General features: G+C 44.7%; 12 protein-coding genes, 1 tRNA gene and 2 rRNA genes. 10 read left to right on the top strand and 5 right to left on the bottom strand.

Annotation, left to right across the window (positions count from 1 at the left end; translation table 11 throughout):
- From L4D05_RS22910 to L4D05_RS22895, 4 genes are all read left to right on the top strand, one after another.
- Nucleotides 1–154: ribosomal RNA gene (locus L4D05_RS22910) — 23S ribosomal RNA — on the top strand; the annotation flags it as partial.
- A 132-nt stretch (nucleotides 155–286) separates the two neighbouring features.
- Nucleotides 287–402: ribosomal RNA gene (gene rrf, locus L4D05_RS22905) — 5S ribosomal RNA — on the top strand.
- Nucleotides 403–460: 58 nt separating this feature from the next.
- A tRNA-Ser gene (locus L4D05_RS22900) sits at nucleotides 461–551 on the top strand.
- Between the two features lie 177 nt (nucleotides 552–728).
- Entirely contained in the window at nucleotides 729–1,724 is a 996-nt protein-coding gene (locus tag L4D05_RS22895) for a phosphotransferase (protein WP_428795380.1), read from the top strand.
- 57 nt (nucleotides 1,725–1,781) lie between these two features.
- Here the strand turns inward: L4D05_RS22895 and L4D05_RS22890 are convergent, their stop codons facing one another.
- From L4D05_RS22890 to hemC, 4 genes are read right to left on the bottom strand one after another with little or no spacing between them, the layout of a single operon-like run.
- Nucleotides 1,782–2,960: a heme biosynthesis protein HemY gene (locus tag L4D05_RS22890; RefSeq protein WP_428795379.1), complete on the bottom strand. Its 1,179-nt coding sequence runs from the start codon at nucleotides 2,958–2,960 to the stop codon at nucleotides 1,782–1,784.
- Nucleotides 2,960–4,147: a uroporphyrinogen-III C-methyltransferase gene (locus L4D05_RS22885; protein ID WP_428795378.1), complete on the bottom strand. Its 1,188-nt coding sequence runs from the start codon at nucleotides 4,145–4,147 to the stop codon at nucleotides 2,960–2,962. Before L4D05_RS22885 ends, L4D05_RS22890 begins: the two co-directional genes overlap by 1 nt.
- Nucleotides 4,131–4,889 (bottom strand): uroporphyrinogen-III synthase, encoded by a 759-nt coding sequence (locus L4D05_RS22880; RefSeq protein WP_428795377.1) that lies wholly within the window; start codon nucleotides 4,887–4,889, stop codon nucleotides 4,131–4,133. The genes L4D05_RS22885 and L4D05_RS22880 overlap by 17 nt, the downstream gene beginning before the upstream one ends.
- Before the next feature lie 6 nt (nucleotides 4,890–4,895).
- A complete protein-coding gene (gene hemC, locus L4D05_RS22875) occupies nucleotides 4,896–5,834 on the bottom strand; it encodes a hydroxymethylbilane synthase (RefSeq protein ID WP_428795376.1) in 939 nt (312 codons plus the stop codon).
- Between the two features lie 343 nt (nucleotides 5,835–6,177).
- On the opposite strand from hemC, the gene L4D05_RS22870 reads away from it, so the two are divergent.
- Nucleotides 6,178–8,709, top strand: coding sequence for a class I adenylate cyclase (locus L4D05_RS22870; protein ID WP_428795375.1), 2,532 nt, complete (start codon nucleotides 6,178–6,180; stop codon nucleotides 8,707–8,709).
- Here the strand turns inward: L4D05_RS22870 and cyaY are convergent.
- Entirely contained in the window at nucleotides 8,706–9,020 is a 315-nt protein-coding gene (cyaY, locus tag L4D05_RS22865; RefSeq protein WP_428754852.1) for an iron donor protein CyaY, read from the bottom strand. The genes L4D05_RS22870 and cyaY overlap by 4 nt on opposite strands.
- A gap of 74 nt (nucleotides 9,021–9,094) precedes the next feature.
- On the opposite strand from cyaY, the gene lptM reads away from it, so the two are divergent.
- The 5 genes from lptM to xerC all read left to right on the top strand — a co-directional run bounded on the left by lptM (nucleotide 9,095) and on the right by xerC (nucleotide 13,058).
- Nucleotides 9,095–9,214 (top strand): LPS translocon maturation chaperone LptM, encoded by a 120-nt coding sequence (lptM, locus tag L4D05_RS22860; protein ID WP_428754851.1) that lies wholly within the window; start codon nucleotides 9,095–9,097, stop codon nucleotides 9,212–9,214.
- Between the two features lie 30 nt (nucleotides 9,215–9,244).
- The gene (gene lysA / locus L4D05_RS22855; RefSeq protein ID WP_428754850.1) at nucleotides 9,245–10,498 is read left to right on the top strand and encodes a diaminopimelate decarboxylase; all 1,254 of its coding nucleotides are present in this window, start codon (nucleotides 9,245–9,247) and stop codon (nucleotides 10,496–10,498) included.
- Between the two features lie 10 nt (nucleotides 10,499–10,508).
- The gene (gene dapF, locus L4D05_RS22850) at nucleotides 10,509–11,339 is read left to right on the top strand and encodes a diaminopimelate epimerase (protein ID WP_428795374.1); all 831 of its coding nucleotides are present in this window, start codon (nucleotides 10,509–10,511) and stop codon (nucleotides 11,337–11,339) included.
- Between the two features lie 122 nt (nucleotides 11,340–11,461).
- The gene (locus L4D05_RS22845; protein ID WP_428795373.1) at nucleotides 11,462–12,163 is read left to right on the top strand and encodes a DUF484 family protein; all 702 of its coding nucleotides are present in this window, start codon (nucleotides 11,462–11,464) and stop codon (nucleotides 12,161–12,163) included.
- A complete protein-coding gene (gene xerC / locus L4D05_RS22840) occupies nucleotides 12,141–13,058 on the top strand; it encodes a tyrosine recombinase XerC (RefSeq protein ID WP_428795372.1) in 918 nt (305 codons plus the stop codon). Before L4D05_RS22845 ends, xerC begins: the two co-directional genes overlap by 23 nt.
- Nucleotides 13,059–13,065: the final 7 nt, after the last annotated feature.

Genomic DNA, 13,065 nt, shown 5'->3' with positions numbered 1-13,065 from the left:
GCATCTAAGCGGGAAGCGAGCCCTGAGATGAGTCTTCCCTGGCACTTTAAGTGTCCTAAAGGGTTGTTCAAGACTAGAACGTTGATAGGCAGGGTGTGTAAGTGCTGCGAGGCATTGAGCTAACCTGTACTAATTGCCCGTGAGGCTTAACCATACAACACCCAAAGGGTTTTGATGGACTCAAAGCAAGAACAGATTGAATGTGTATTTAAGAACTTTTATTAAGCTTTCCAGATTAATTTTGCCTTTAGCTTTTAATAAAAGCTGAAAGTAAAAGAAGAATTTGCTTGGCGACCATAGCGTTGCGGACCCACCTGATCCCATGCCGAACTCAGAAGTGAAACGCAGTAGCGCCGATGGTAGTGTGGGGTTTCCCCATGTGAGAGTAGGACATCGCCAGGCTTTGAACAAATATCTACTAAAGCATACAAATTAAGACTTTATTTAGATAACAATTTGCGGAGGGATGGCTGAGTGGTCGAAAGCACCGGTCTTGAAAACCGGCAAGGGTTAATAGCCCTTCTAGGGTTCAAATCCCTATCCCTCCGCCACTATTAAAAAAGCCCGCTGATTTTCAGCGGGCTTTTTGCTATCTAAAATATACCTCGCAAGCATTATCTATCTTCACTCGAGACCTCGAACAAAAAGACTTCTTCGATATCGGATCTACTGCCATTACAATAAGCACCTAATAGTAAATCTTGTAATTGAGGTTAGGTGATAAATGTATGGATGTTGATGCTGTATGGTTAAACCGAAAAATATCTGCTTTGCTGAAGCCTGGCTACGCTATTGATTCAGTACAACCAATCCAACAGTTATGGGGCGGTTATGGTGGGTTATTACGAGTAGGGACCAAGAATGGTCACCATTCTAACCGCATTATTGTTAAGCATATTCAACTACCAGAGCTTGCACCGCTTACGCATCCTAGAGGGTGGAATACGTTACGATCACATCAACGTAAACGACAGTCCTACCAAGTAGAATTTCATTGGTATACCCATTACGGTGAAAGAATGCCGACTGGCTGGATTCCTAAATGTTTAGGGAGCTCAGAGGCTGAGAGGCATTATTTTTTGCTTTTACAAGATCTTCATCAGATTGGAAGAGACCGAGTTGTCACTAAACCGACTCAGCTAGAGATTTTCACGGTATTACACTGGCTTGCAGAGTTTCATGCATTTTGGTTAGGGGAAAGTCCGCAGGGGTTGTGGGAGCAAGGTTCTTATTGGCATTTAGAGACTAGACCGGATGAACTTGCCGCAATGGCGGATAAACGCTATCAGCGCGCAGCGGCTATTTTAGATAAACTCATGCAAACCTGTCCTTATCAAACCTTAATTCACGGTGATGCCAAGCTCGCCAATTTCTGTTTTGATGACTCTGGAGAGTTGGTGTCTGCTGTGGATTTTCAGTATGTGGGTGCTGGCGTCGGCGTTAAAGACCTCGTTCTATTTCTAACAAGCGTGGTTGATTTTGAAGATGAAAACCTGTCACTTACGCCTTACTTATCTTGCTATTTTCATGCCTTAAAAGCGGCTTTGAAACATCATAGGCCAGAAGTTGATGCTGCCCTGGTATGCGATGCTTGGAATGAACTTTTTGACGTAGCGTGGGCTGACTTTCAACGCTTTTTACTAGGCTGGTGTCCGACTCATTGGAAAGTGAACGATTTTACCATCACATTGACAAATCGAGCGTTAGAGCGGCATGGCTTGTGATTTAGCTTGGAAATCAAAAATGCCTCCCTTTAGGAGGCATTGTATTGGTAACTAGTTTTATTTCTCTATTAGCGTTAACGCTTTACGAGAAACTTCTCCAGCCGCTTTTGTCATGTTTTGTTTTTCTAGTGTGTCTGCTAGATACGCATAATCAGAGACATCTGGGCGAAGTGAAAGCGCTTGTTCTAAGTGGCGTTGAGAATCGGCCCATTTCTCTTCACGGAAATAGAACTGAGCAAGCGCACTATGTGCATTGGCACTATTAGGGTTCTTTTTCAGAGTGTCCTCTAGCAACATAATGACCGGGTGAGAGTCCGGTAGATTAAGCTCTGGTAGCAGGGTATAAAGTTCATCATGAGACTGTTTCTTTAACGCTTCTTTGATGACAGTAAAAGCTTCGGTATCTGATTTTCTCGCGATGAGTTGCTTGGTAAAGCAACCTACAAGATGCGCACTTTGACGTGTCTTTCTTGGCAGCTTATCCCAATGAGCAATCAACCCTTCACTTCCTTGCTGGGAAGCAACATCTTCTAGAAGGCCACACTGAGAGCGCTCTTCTAGTGCATCGAGTTCAGACTCATCGATCATTTTCGCTTTTTTAAGTTTTGGCAATAAATCAAGCAGAGCTTGCCATTCTTCTAAGGCGCGGTATGTCGTTTTAAGCAAGCTTAGTACGATGGTATTGTGCGGATACTGCTGCTTTAAAGACTCCAATATTGGCAATGCGAGTTCGTATTCCTCCTCACGAACAGCCTGTTTTGCTTTGGTAAGATCAACAGCAAGCTGAGAGTTTTGTTGCTTGGCCGCAAGGGCTAAGTAATGGTCTCGCTTAGTCTTGTCGCCTTGACCAAGCGCTGCCTCTGAGGCGACGAGATAGCACAAAAGCGGCATATCGTGATGATTTGCCCAGCGAGTCACTTTTTTCTCTGCTACTTTCCAGTCCCCTTCAAGCAGCTTAATAATGCCCTCGTTAGTGTAGCGGCGAGATCGGCGCATTTTTCTTACACTGAAGTAATTGAAGGTAGAAACACTAGTGTAGAAAATTTTCTTTACGATGTATTCCAGTAGAAAAAGAGCAGCTAGCGTTGCAATGACAAAAATGACCAGTGTGGTAACGCTCATCTCAATGGTCTGATTCGCTATCGATATTAAGACATAGCCTTGTTGACCGGAAAACTGCGTACCAGCAAATAGCCCCGCGCCTAAAACGGCGAAAAGAAATAGAATTCGAATCATTATTTCTCCTCCGTGATGATAGTGGTGACCTCACGACGTAGGCGATCTGTGATGACGTCAGAAAGTTGAGCTTGGGTTTCTAGCTTAACTGGGTAGTCGACTTGAATGTTTTGGGTGCTTAGTTTGCTAAGGGTGGCATCAAATTCTTTTACGGCATTATTGTCTTGGTCAAAGAAAGATGTCGACCACTGCTCAGCCGCTTGTAGTGATACTTTATAGATCTCACCTTGCTCTTGATAAATGGCGCGAATCGCCGTTTCAATTTTAGATTTAATATTCTCTCTAAGATAAAAGTGTTGAGATGGAGAGAGCAAAGGAATGACGTTGCCGTCACGAGAACGGAAGGTGATGAAGTTCTCAGAGAAGTCTTTTAGTGAGGTCATCAAGTTATCTTGCCAGTCGTAGATATCGCCCGAAACTTGCTGTTTCTGTACCTCTGGAGCTTCAGGTAGTATTGCATTGGCAAGAGGAAGGCTATCAACCTGTTGCTGTAAAGAAGTCAGTCGGAGTACTAGCCCATCACGATCGATGAGAGGAACCATTCTAAGTTTGGTAATATCGTTGGCCATTGATTGTCTTAAGGCGACTAGACTTGGGTCATTAAGCGCAGCAATACGATGATCGGCAGACTCCATAAGACGAGTCGCGCTCACCACATCATGCTCTAAAAACAGTTTACGTCCAGCGAGCTTAACCAAATAGTCGGCTTCAGCGAGTAGCCAATCATTAGGCCGGCGTCCTTTTACGTCCGCAACGGCTAACTGCAGGCTTTGAATACTTTTCTGCTGTTGGGCTAAGATCACTTCGGCTTTATGAGTGACTGTCTTAGCTTGCTCAAGAGTTTGTGTTTTGACTTGTTCCATATCGCTTGAAACGTTGGTTTGAGTTGCCTTAAGTTGTGATTCTAGCTCGGCGATACGTTTTTCATAATTACTTGTTTGTTGTTGCATTTGATAACTGAGCCCACCACCAAAAATGACAGCAAGTACGATAGCGGCAGTTCCCAGTTTGACTCCCCGTTTACCTTGTTTTTCTTCAAACTCAGGCTCTTTCGATGAGGGTGGCGTCGGTGGTGTTGCGATGGCGGGTTCGACTTGAGATTCTATTGTTGAATTCTCAGGGGCTAGTGCCTTGACGTCTTGTTGATCGTTTGACGTAGATTGCTCGTCTTTATTCTTGTTCGTCATGCTTAAGTCCTGTATCTAAGCGCTGGAGAGCAGCAAGTATTGTTGAGTTCGATGCACCTTTTGTCGTGATTACGTTGCGAAATTCGTGCATCGTTGCAAACTTAGCAATTCGTTCACTAGGAACCAATAGCGTTAATTGGGTCAGCCAAGTGTGTGCTGGCTTTGGTGTTTGCGCGATCAAATAATCGAGTTGTTCACCACTTGTTACGATGATATTTTCAAGTGACAGTGATTGCCATTCATCCACGTTATTGGAAGAGATAGGAATAAATTGGCGTTGATAGACTTCAAGGTAGAGTACGTTGGCGCCTCTTTGAGTCAGTTGTTGGTGAATCAGCTCACGTCCGCCATTCCCTCGAAGAATGACGATGGTTTTTCCTGAAACATCCTTTAATTCAGGCAGATTCAGCAGGTGTTCGCTATCACTTGTTGTCGGGTAGTGTACGTTTTGTTTACAAGTATTGCTTAATTCATGTGCGGTTTTTTGACCAACCCCAAGATAAATTCGGTTTACTGGCCACGTAGCACCGGATTCTAATAGGATGTAATGGGCATTGATGACAGCATGTTGGCTGACGGCGATAATAATGTCTGCATCGTGGAGCTGACGGCTAAAATTGCCATTAGGTTTACAAGGTATGATGTCAATAAGAGGGTGATGGAGGGCGGTGCCCCCCATGTTTTTAATGAGTTCGCATAGTTCAACCCCTTGCGCGCCAGGGCGTGTTACTAGCACTTTCATCCGTGATTACTCGTGGTCTTGGTAGAGTTTTTCTAGAATGTCTTTAGCTCCTTGGTCTAACAGCTGATTTGCAAGCTGGATACCAAGTGCTTCTGCATCTGAGCGTTTACCATGAATCTCTCCCCGCACAATTAAAGAACCGTCAGGTTCACCGACTAAAGCTCGCAGCCAGATGTCATCACCATCAAGTAGTGAGTAGCTGCCGATAGGAACTTGGCATCCCCCCTCCAACGTCAGATTCATTGCTCGCTCGCAAAGAACGCGATCTGCGGTATCTTTGTGGTTTAGAGGTTGCAGGAGTTCGATTAACCTTTGATCGTCGAGACGACATTCAATACCAACCGCTCCTTGACCCACAGCCGGTAGTGATACCTCTGGCTCAATGAAGCTACGAATTCTTGATTCAAGCTTGAGGCGCTTTAGGCCTGCAGCGGCGAGGACAATTGCGTCATAGTCGCCATTGTCGAGTTTGCCTAAACGAGTACCGACATTACCACGTAGCTCTTTGATTTCGATATCAGGACGACGTTCTTTAATTTGGCACTGACGACGAAGACTGCAAGTACCGACAATTGCGCCTTTTGGCAGTGAATCCAGATCTTGATATGTATTGGATACAAACGCGTCGCGAGGGTCTTCTCGTTCACAAATGGTAACTAGACCAAGTCCTTCAGGAAAGTCGACAGGAACGTCTTTCATGGAGTGCACGGCGAGGTCTGCACGGCCCTCAAGCATTGCTACTTCAAGCTCTTTTACGAATAAGCCTTTGCCGCCGACTTTCGCCAGTGGAGTATCAAGAATAATATCGCCTTTAGTGACCATGGTGACGAGCTCGACTTCAAGACCTGGGTGAGCGGCGATGAGGGCATCTTTTACATAGTGGGCTTGCCATAAGGCTAGGGGGCTTTTTCGGGTAGCAATTCGAATAGGTGTCGCTTGAGTCATGTTGTTCTCGTTAGCATTTCATCTTGGTAATGGGATTAATCCTATCACTGTCTCTATTAAATGATTAGTGATTTCCCTGCTCGCAAATTAGGGTCTTGTGTCTAACATCACAAAGATTACTAATAGTGTGAGATTAATCGCATTTGACGCAGCGACTACTGTTAGAATTGTTGGTGGTTGGCCCAGTGTTATCACTCGTTGTAATCAGTGCTTAATGCTGGTGCTATCTGTCTGAGTATTGCTTTACCAGTCATGATAAAAGTGTTACATTGATCACGTTTTGAGGCGGTAATTGTTTAAGATCCACGCGAATCAGCAGTTGGGTCCAACCTAGGAATAACCTTTGCAGGCTTACATTGATACTCTTATCCAAAGGCTAGATAACCTTAATCAGCAGCGTATTGAGCGCGCGCTGGCGCTTATGGATCTGCAAGGGCAGCGTGTATTCCAGCTTATCCCGGCCTTATTCCATTTTAATCATCCAATTATTCCTGGCTATTTCGAAGGTTCTACTCCTAGTGGGCTTTATGGCTTTGAATCTAATTCTCTTCAGCAGCAATTCATTGATGATATTCAGCTAGCGCTGGGTCAGCCTCTTCCCCCACCAGAACAGACGGACATCCTTGGTCTTTATACCATGGGTAGTACATCGTCTATTGGTCAAAGTACATCAAGCGATCTTGATATTTGGGTGTGTATTTCCCCTGACATGCCGACGGATGCACGAGAAAAACTCAGTAATAAGTGCTTATTGATCACGGATTGGGCGCAAGGTCTAGGCGTTGAAGCGAACTTCTTTTTGATGGATGAAGAGCGTTTTCGTAGTAATGTGTCAGAAGAGATGACTGGAGATAATTGTGGTTCGTCTCAGCACCTTCTTTTATTAGATGAATTTTACCGTTCTGCTGTTCGACTGGGCGGACAACGTTTGTTGTGGCAAATCGTCCCACCAGAAATGGAAGAGTGCTACGATGAGTATGTCACACAGCTTTGTGACGGCGGCTACATCAACTGCGATGAGTGGATTGATTTTGGTAGATTGAATCGAATTCCTGCGGAAGAGTACTTTGGTTCCAGCCTATGGCAGCTTTATAAGAGCATCGACTCTCCATATAAATCCGTTTTAAAAGCGATTCTTCTTGAAGCATATTCATGGGAATACCCGCATACTCAGTTATTGAGTATTGATACTAAACGTCGATTTTTTGCCCATGAGCCTGATCTTTATGGGATGGATGCGTATTATTTAATGCTGGAAAAAGTCACGCGTTATTTAGTTCGAATTGGTGACCATACTCGCCTTGATCTTGTTCGGCGTTGTTTCTACCTCAAAACCCATGAAAAACTGTCTAGAGAACCGGGTGTAGGTTCTGTTCCTTGGCGTCGTGAAGCGCTGGGTTTAATGACGGCTGAGTGGCAATGGCCGCAATCGGTATTAGAAGAGCTTGATAACCGACGTAATTGGAAAGTAGAGCAAGTCATGGTCGTGCATAACGCTTTGCTTGATGCGTTGATGCTGAGCTACCGAAACTTAATCCAGTTTGCTCGTCGCAACGACATTACCTCTGCAATTAGCCCTCAAGATATCAGTATATTGGCTCGTAAGCTGTATGCCGCGTTTGAAGTGCTTCCTGGTAAAGTCACCTTATTGAATCCTCAGATTTCACCTGATTTGCACGAGCCAGATCTCAGCTTCATTGAAGTGAAAGAAGGAAAGAATTATCAATCGGGATGGTATTTGTATAAACAGCCTTTAATTGCTCATCGCTTATTAGGGCAACCTGCACTTCAGCACAATGAATATTTGAGTAAATTGGTATCATGGGCCTTCTTTAATGGCCTTATTACGGAATCAACACACCTGAATTCAGTGGTTCGTGATGCGCACATCGATATTGATAAATTTTATCAAATGGTGAGTGATCTGCGAAACACCTTCTCGCTTAGAAAGCGTCGTCCAAGTATGCAAGCTCTGGCGAGTCCATGTGAAGTTAGTCAGCTAGCGATGTTCATCAATTTTGAAAGCGATCCAACAAGTACGTTATCGGGGAAATCATCGAAAGTTGACTTAAAAAGTGTCGATATTTTTAGTTTTGGTGAAGAGGGACAAAGCCTAGTGGGATCGGTAGATCTCGTGTACCGAAATTCATGGCATGAAGTTCGAACGCTACACTTTAAGGGCGATACGGCGATGTTGGATGCGCTAAAAACGATTTTGGGCAAAATGCACCAAGATGCGCTACCTCCAGAGTCTGTGGATGTCTTTTGTTATAGTAAGAACTTACGTGGTGTATTGCGAAATACTATTTATCAGCTGTTAGCTGAGTGTATTGAAATGCGCTTAAAGCCCGTTGACCAAGAGAAGCGTCGTCGCTTTAAAGCCATTAAATTGGCAAACCAAATGTATGGGTTGTTTTTTGAACGTCGCGGTGTCTCGGTTCAAAAACTTGAAAACTCTGTCGACTTTTACCGTAGTATTTCAACGAATAAGCTACAAGGCTCACCGTTGCTAATGCTCGACCGAGAAGACGAATTCCAATTGCCTCAAGCGGTAGATGGCTTTGCGAGTGAGGGGTTAATTCAGTTCTTCTTTGAAAATACTGATAATGGCTTCAATATTTTTGTTTTGGATGAAACGAATCAGGTTGAGGTATATCATCAAATGCGTGGTAGCAAAGATGAGATGATCGCCAGTGTGAATAGCTTTTATACCTCTAACGTCAATCAAAATGACGGAATGGCGAATAAGCTCATTAACTTCAACTTGCCGCAGTATTACCAGATTATTCATCCAGAAAAAGGGGAAGCGTATGTCATCCCTTATCGAAATGACGCTTCACCCAATTCAAGAACATCAAAGGCTGTAAACCTCTAAGCCCATTCTATGTCTTCATCTGCGTGCTTTTCGCATTCAGATTTAACCATCTTCATGAGTTCTTCGCCTGAGCGAGAGCAGATCCAGCTGCTCTCTACCCATTTAAAGTGAAAGCCACCCGATTTAGACGCGAGCCAGATTTCATGCATTGGCTCTTGGCGATTGATGATGATCTGACTGCGGTTTTCAAATTCCAGAGTCATTACGTTGCCAGAGACCTCATAATCAATGTCTGCGCCTGAATCATCGATAGCTTCCTCAATGATTTGCATTTGAGCATCGACGAGTTGATGAAATTCCGTGTCGTTCATTTTGTTATCCTATTGCTTTTCTATTTCGTGGTGCGATTATAGGGGGCATTGAATTAATAATCACGATATGCAAAATGAAAAAGACGATCACGGCAATATTTATGCTCGTGGCAGTAATGTTAGCTGGCTGTGGGCAAACGGGCCCACTGTACATGCCTGCTGATGAAGCCCCGGCAACAGAGCAGACTCAATAGTCATCGCCATATTTTAAAGGAATACTCGATTTGGATTACTTCAACTATCAGGACGATGGCCAGCTATGGGCTGAAAATACGTCACTAACACAACTTGCTGAGCAATATGGCACACCTTTGTACGTTTACTCTCGAGCGACACTTGAGCGCCATTGGAATGCGTTTGATAAATCGGTTGGTGAACACCCGCATTTGGTTTGCTACGCGGTAAAAGCTAACTCCAATTTAGGCGTACTGAATACATTGGCGCGACTTGGCTCTGGATTTGACATCGTTTCTGGCGGAGAGCTAGAACGTGTTGTTGCCGCTGGAGGAGATCCAGCTAAAGTGGTTTTTTCTGGAGTGGGTAAAACAGCTCAAGAAATGCGTCGAGCTTTAGAGCTAGGTATTAAGTGCTTTAACGTAGAATCAGAGCCCGAATTGGAGCGTCTAAATCAGGTAGCAAGTGAACTTGATGTTATAGCGCCTATCTCTCTTCGAATTAATCCTGATGTTGATGCTCATACTCATCCTTATATTTCCACGGGATTGCGTGATAATAAGTTTGGTATCGCTTTTGACCGTGCTCCAGATGTGTATAAATTTGCCCAGAGCTTACCGCATTTGTCGGTGCAGGGTATTGATTGCCACATAGGCTCTCAGCTGACGGACATAGAGCCTTTTATTGATGCTACTGATAGGCTATTGGCACTTATTGACCAACTGCGCGACGCTGGCGTTAATATTCGCCATCTCGATGTTGGTGGTGGACTGGGTGTTGTCTATCGTGATGAACTGCCGCCGCAACCATCGGATTATGCAAAAGCATTGTTAGCGAGACTAGAAAATCACCCTGAATTAGAGCTCATCTTTGAGCCCGGTCGTGCTATCGCCGCCAATGCAGGGGTGCTATTGACTAAAGTTGAGTTTTTAAAGCATACCGAACATAAGAATTTTGCCATTGTAGACGCGGCAATGAATGATTTAATGCGTCCTGCTCTTTATCAAGCTTGGCAAGACATCATTCCGGTTATCCCTCGCCAGGGTGAGGCGGTGAGCTATGATTTGGTCGGTCCAATTTGTGAAACCGGTGACTTTATCGGTAAAGATCGCGCATTGGTATTGGAGCAAAATGATTTGTTAGCGGTACGCTCTGCTGGTGCTTACGGTTTTGTGATGTCATCGAATTATAATACACGACCTCGAGTCGCTGAGGTAATGGTAGACGGCAACCAGTCTCATCTCGTGCGTCAGCGTGAAACACTGGCGAGTCTGTGGGAACTTGAGAGTATCTTACCGGAGTAAAGAAACAACTATGCATTTCCATTTTTCTAAAATGCACGGATTGGGTAATGACTTTATGGTCGTAGACTGCATTACTCAGAATGTGTTTTTCTCGCCAGATCTCATTCGCCGCCTAGCGAATAGGCATACGGGAGTGGGTTTTGATCAACTATTAATTGTTGAAGCGCCCTATGATCCGGAAACGGATTTTCATTACCGCATTTTTAATGCCGATGGCAGCGAAGTGGAACAATGTGGCAATGGAGCGCGTTGCTTTGCTCGTTTTGTACAGATGAAAGGGCTAACCAATAAGTACAGTATCAGCGTTAGCACTAAGAAAGGGAAAATGGTACTCAAGTTAGAAGAGAATGACTTGGTTACCGTTAACATGGGTCAGCCAGAGTTTGAGCCAAGTAAAATCCCATTCAAAGCGAAGCAGAAAGAGAAAACGTACATTATGCGTGCCGAGGAGCAGACTCTGTTTTGTGGTGCGGTGAGTATGGGAAACCCACATGTTGTGACGGTGGTCGATGATACCGATACAGCCAATGTAGAGAAGTTGGGGCCGTTACTTGAATCACATGAACGTTTTCCAGAGAAAGTGAATGCTGGATTTATGCAAGTTGTGAACCGCAATGAGGTTAAGCTACGAGTCTACGAACGTGGTGCTGGGGAAACCCAAGCTTGCGGAAGTGGTGCTTGTGGCGCCGTTGCGGTTGGTATTGTACAAGGATTACTGGACGAAAAAGTTACGGTTCGACTCCCTGGAGGCGACTTGAGCATTGCGTGGCAAGGTGAGGGGCACCCATTATTTATGACAGGTAGCGCAACCCATGTTTTTGATGGGCAGATTTCCTGTTAAGCAAATTTCCAGTTAAGCAATAACCCATTATACTAATGGCGGACCCCGTTTTCGGGTCCGCCATTTTTTCGTGTCTTCATTAATGAATGACAAGTAGAGACAAAGAATCAAAGGGAAGCATTTTGTCTGAGTTTGAAGCTGATCACCTAACGGCAGAAGTGGTCGCACAGTATCTATTCGATCATCCGGATTTTTTTAAAGGTAGAGAAACCTTAGTGGAAAAGCTAGCGCTTCCACATCAACAGCAAGGCGCTGTATCATTGGTTGGAATTCAACTGCAGCGACACCGTGAGCGAATTGAAGCATTAGAGGAAGAAATTACCACCCTAATGTCGCTTGCCGCGCGTAATGATAAAACGTTTTATGAATTTATGTCGCTGCAAGAAGGCCTATTGAAATGCCGTGATTTACAAGGGGTGATGAGTGCGATTACGCAAACCGCACATGATCTTAACCTCAAAGGTTACGTAAAATTGCTTAATACCGAGAAAGGGGGCGATTCGCTATCAATGGAAAGTTGGCAGCGTTTTACCACTAATCATTTGAACGGTAAAGATGCCTACCTCGGCCGATTAAGAAAGGCAGATAGAGAGCTACTTTTTGGTGATGCTAACGTTCCTGAGCTTGGTTCATACGTGGTATTACCCCTTAAGCGCCAATTTGCTCAAGGCTTTTTAATCTTTTCTAGTGAAGATGGCGGTCACTTCCAACCTGACATGGATACGTTATTTCTAAGGCACCTTGCCCTAGTGCTGTCGTATCTGTGTGAGAGTTTAGAGTGGCGTCAACTTGAGGAAGACAATGTCAGACCAAGTACTGCCTAACTGTTTGCAAAAACCGTTAGAGCGCTTTTACGAATATTTGCGCAGTGAGAAAGGGCTTAGCCTTCATACTCAACGAAATTACCGTCAGCAATTAGAGACCATGGGTGTCCACCTTTATGAAATGGGGGTGAGTGATTGGACTCAGGTCGATGCCGGTTGGGTTCGGCAATTAGCGGGTAAGGGCATGCGTGAAGGTATGAAAGCGAGCAGCATTGCTACTCGTCTGTCATCACTGCGGAGCTTTTTTGATTTTTTGATTCTTCGTGGGGAGCTGAACGCTAATCCTGCTAAGGGAGTGAGTGCGCCAAGAAAGCAGCGGCCATTACCGAAAAATCTCGATGTTGATGAAATGGCTCAATTGCTCGAAGTGAACGAAGAGGATCCTTTAGCCGTTCGTGACCGAGCGATTATGGAGATGATGTATGGCGCCGGGTTACGTTTAGCTGAACTCGTCGGCATTGATGTTAAACACTTGAATATGTCCAGTGGTGAAATTCGAGTGATTGGTAAAGGCGATAAAGAGCGCAAGGTCCCTTTCTCCGGTCAAGCCGTTGAGTGGGCAAAGAAATGGCTCAAGCTGCGCGGCAGTATTGCTAAGTCTGGGGAACCCGCGTTATTTGTCTCAAAATTAGGGACGAGAATCTCCCATCGAAGTGTACAAAAAAGAATGGCGGAATGGGGACAGAAACAGTCTCTTGCTAGCCATGTTAGTCCACATAAGTTGCGCCACTCTTTTGCAACCCACATGCTAGAGTCGAGTAATAACTTACGTGCCGTACAAGAGTTATTAGGTCATGAAAATATCTCGACGACGCAGATATATACCCACTTAGACTTTCAGCATTTGGCACAAGCTTATGATCAGGCTCACCCCCGTGCGAAAAAGAAAAACTAAGGACTGA

Source organism: Vibrio nomapromontoriensis (genome assembly GCF_050337205.1).
GTDB classification, from domain to species: domain Bacteria; phylum Pseudomonadota; class Gammaproteobacteria; order Enterobacterales; family Vibrionaceae; genus Vibrio; species Vibrio nomapromontoriensis.
This window is presented reverse-complemented; position numbering and strand designations above follow the sequence as displayed.

What these genes read in the sequence shown, in the direction of transcription:
- xerC (WP_428795372.1), top strand. Translation starts at nt 12,141, where the DNA reads ATGTCAGACCAAGTACTGCCTAACTGTTTGCAAAAACCGTTAGAGCGC.
- L4D05_RS22895 (WP_428795380.1), top strand. Translation starts at nt 729, where the DNA reads ATGGATGTTGATGCTGTATGGTTAAACCGAAAAATATCTGCTTTGCTG.
- dapF (WP_428795374.1), top strand. Translation starts at nt 10,509, where the DNA reads ATGCATTTCCATTTTTCTAAAATGCACGGATTGGGTAATGACTTTATG.
- hemC (WP_428795376.1), bottom strand. Translation starts at nt 5,834, where the DNA reads ATGACTCAAGCGACACCTATTCGAATTGCTACCCGAAAAAGCCCCCTA.
- cyaY (WP_428754852.1), bottom strand. Translation starts at nt 9,020, where the DNA reads ATGAACGACACGGAATTTCATCAACTCGTCGATGCTCAAATGCAAATC.
- L4D05_RS22880 (WP_428795377.1), bottom strand. Translation starts at nt 4,889, where the DNA reads ATGAAAGTGCTAGTAACACGCCCTGGCGCGCAAGGGGTTGAACTATGC.
- lptM (WP_428754851.1), top strand. Translation starts at nt 9,095, where the DNA reads ATGAAAAAGACGATCACGGCAATATTTATGCTCGTGGCAGTAATGTTA.
- L4D05_RS22890 (WP_428795379.1), bottom strand. Translation starts at nt 2,960, where the DNA reads ATGATTCGAATTCTATTTCTTTTCGCCGTTTTAGGCGCGGGGCTATTT.
- L4D05_RS22885 (WP_428795378.1), bottom strand. Translation starts at nt 4,147, where the DNA reads ATGACGAACAAGAATAAAGACGAGCAATCTACGTCAAACGATCAACAA.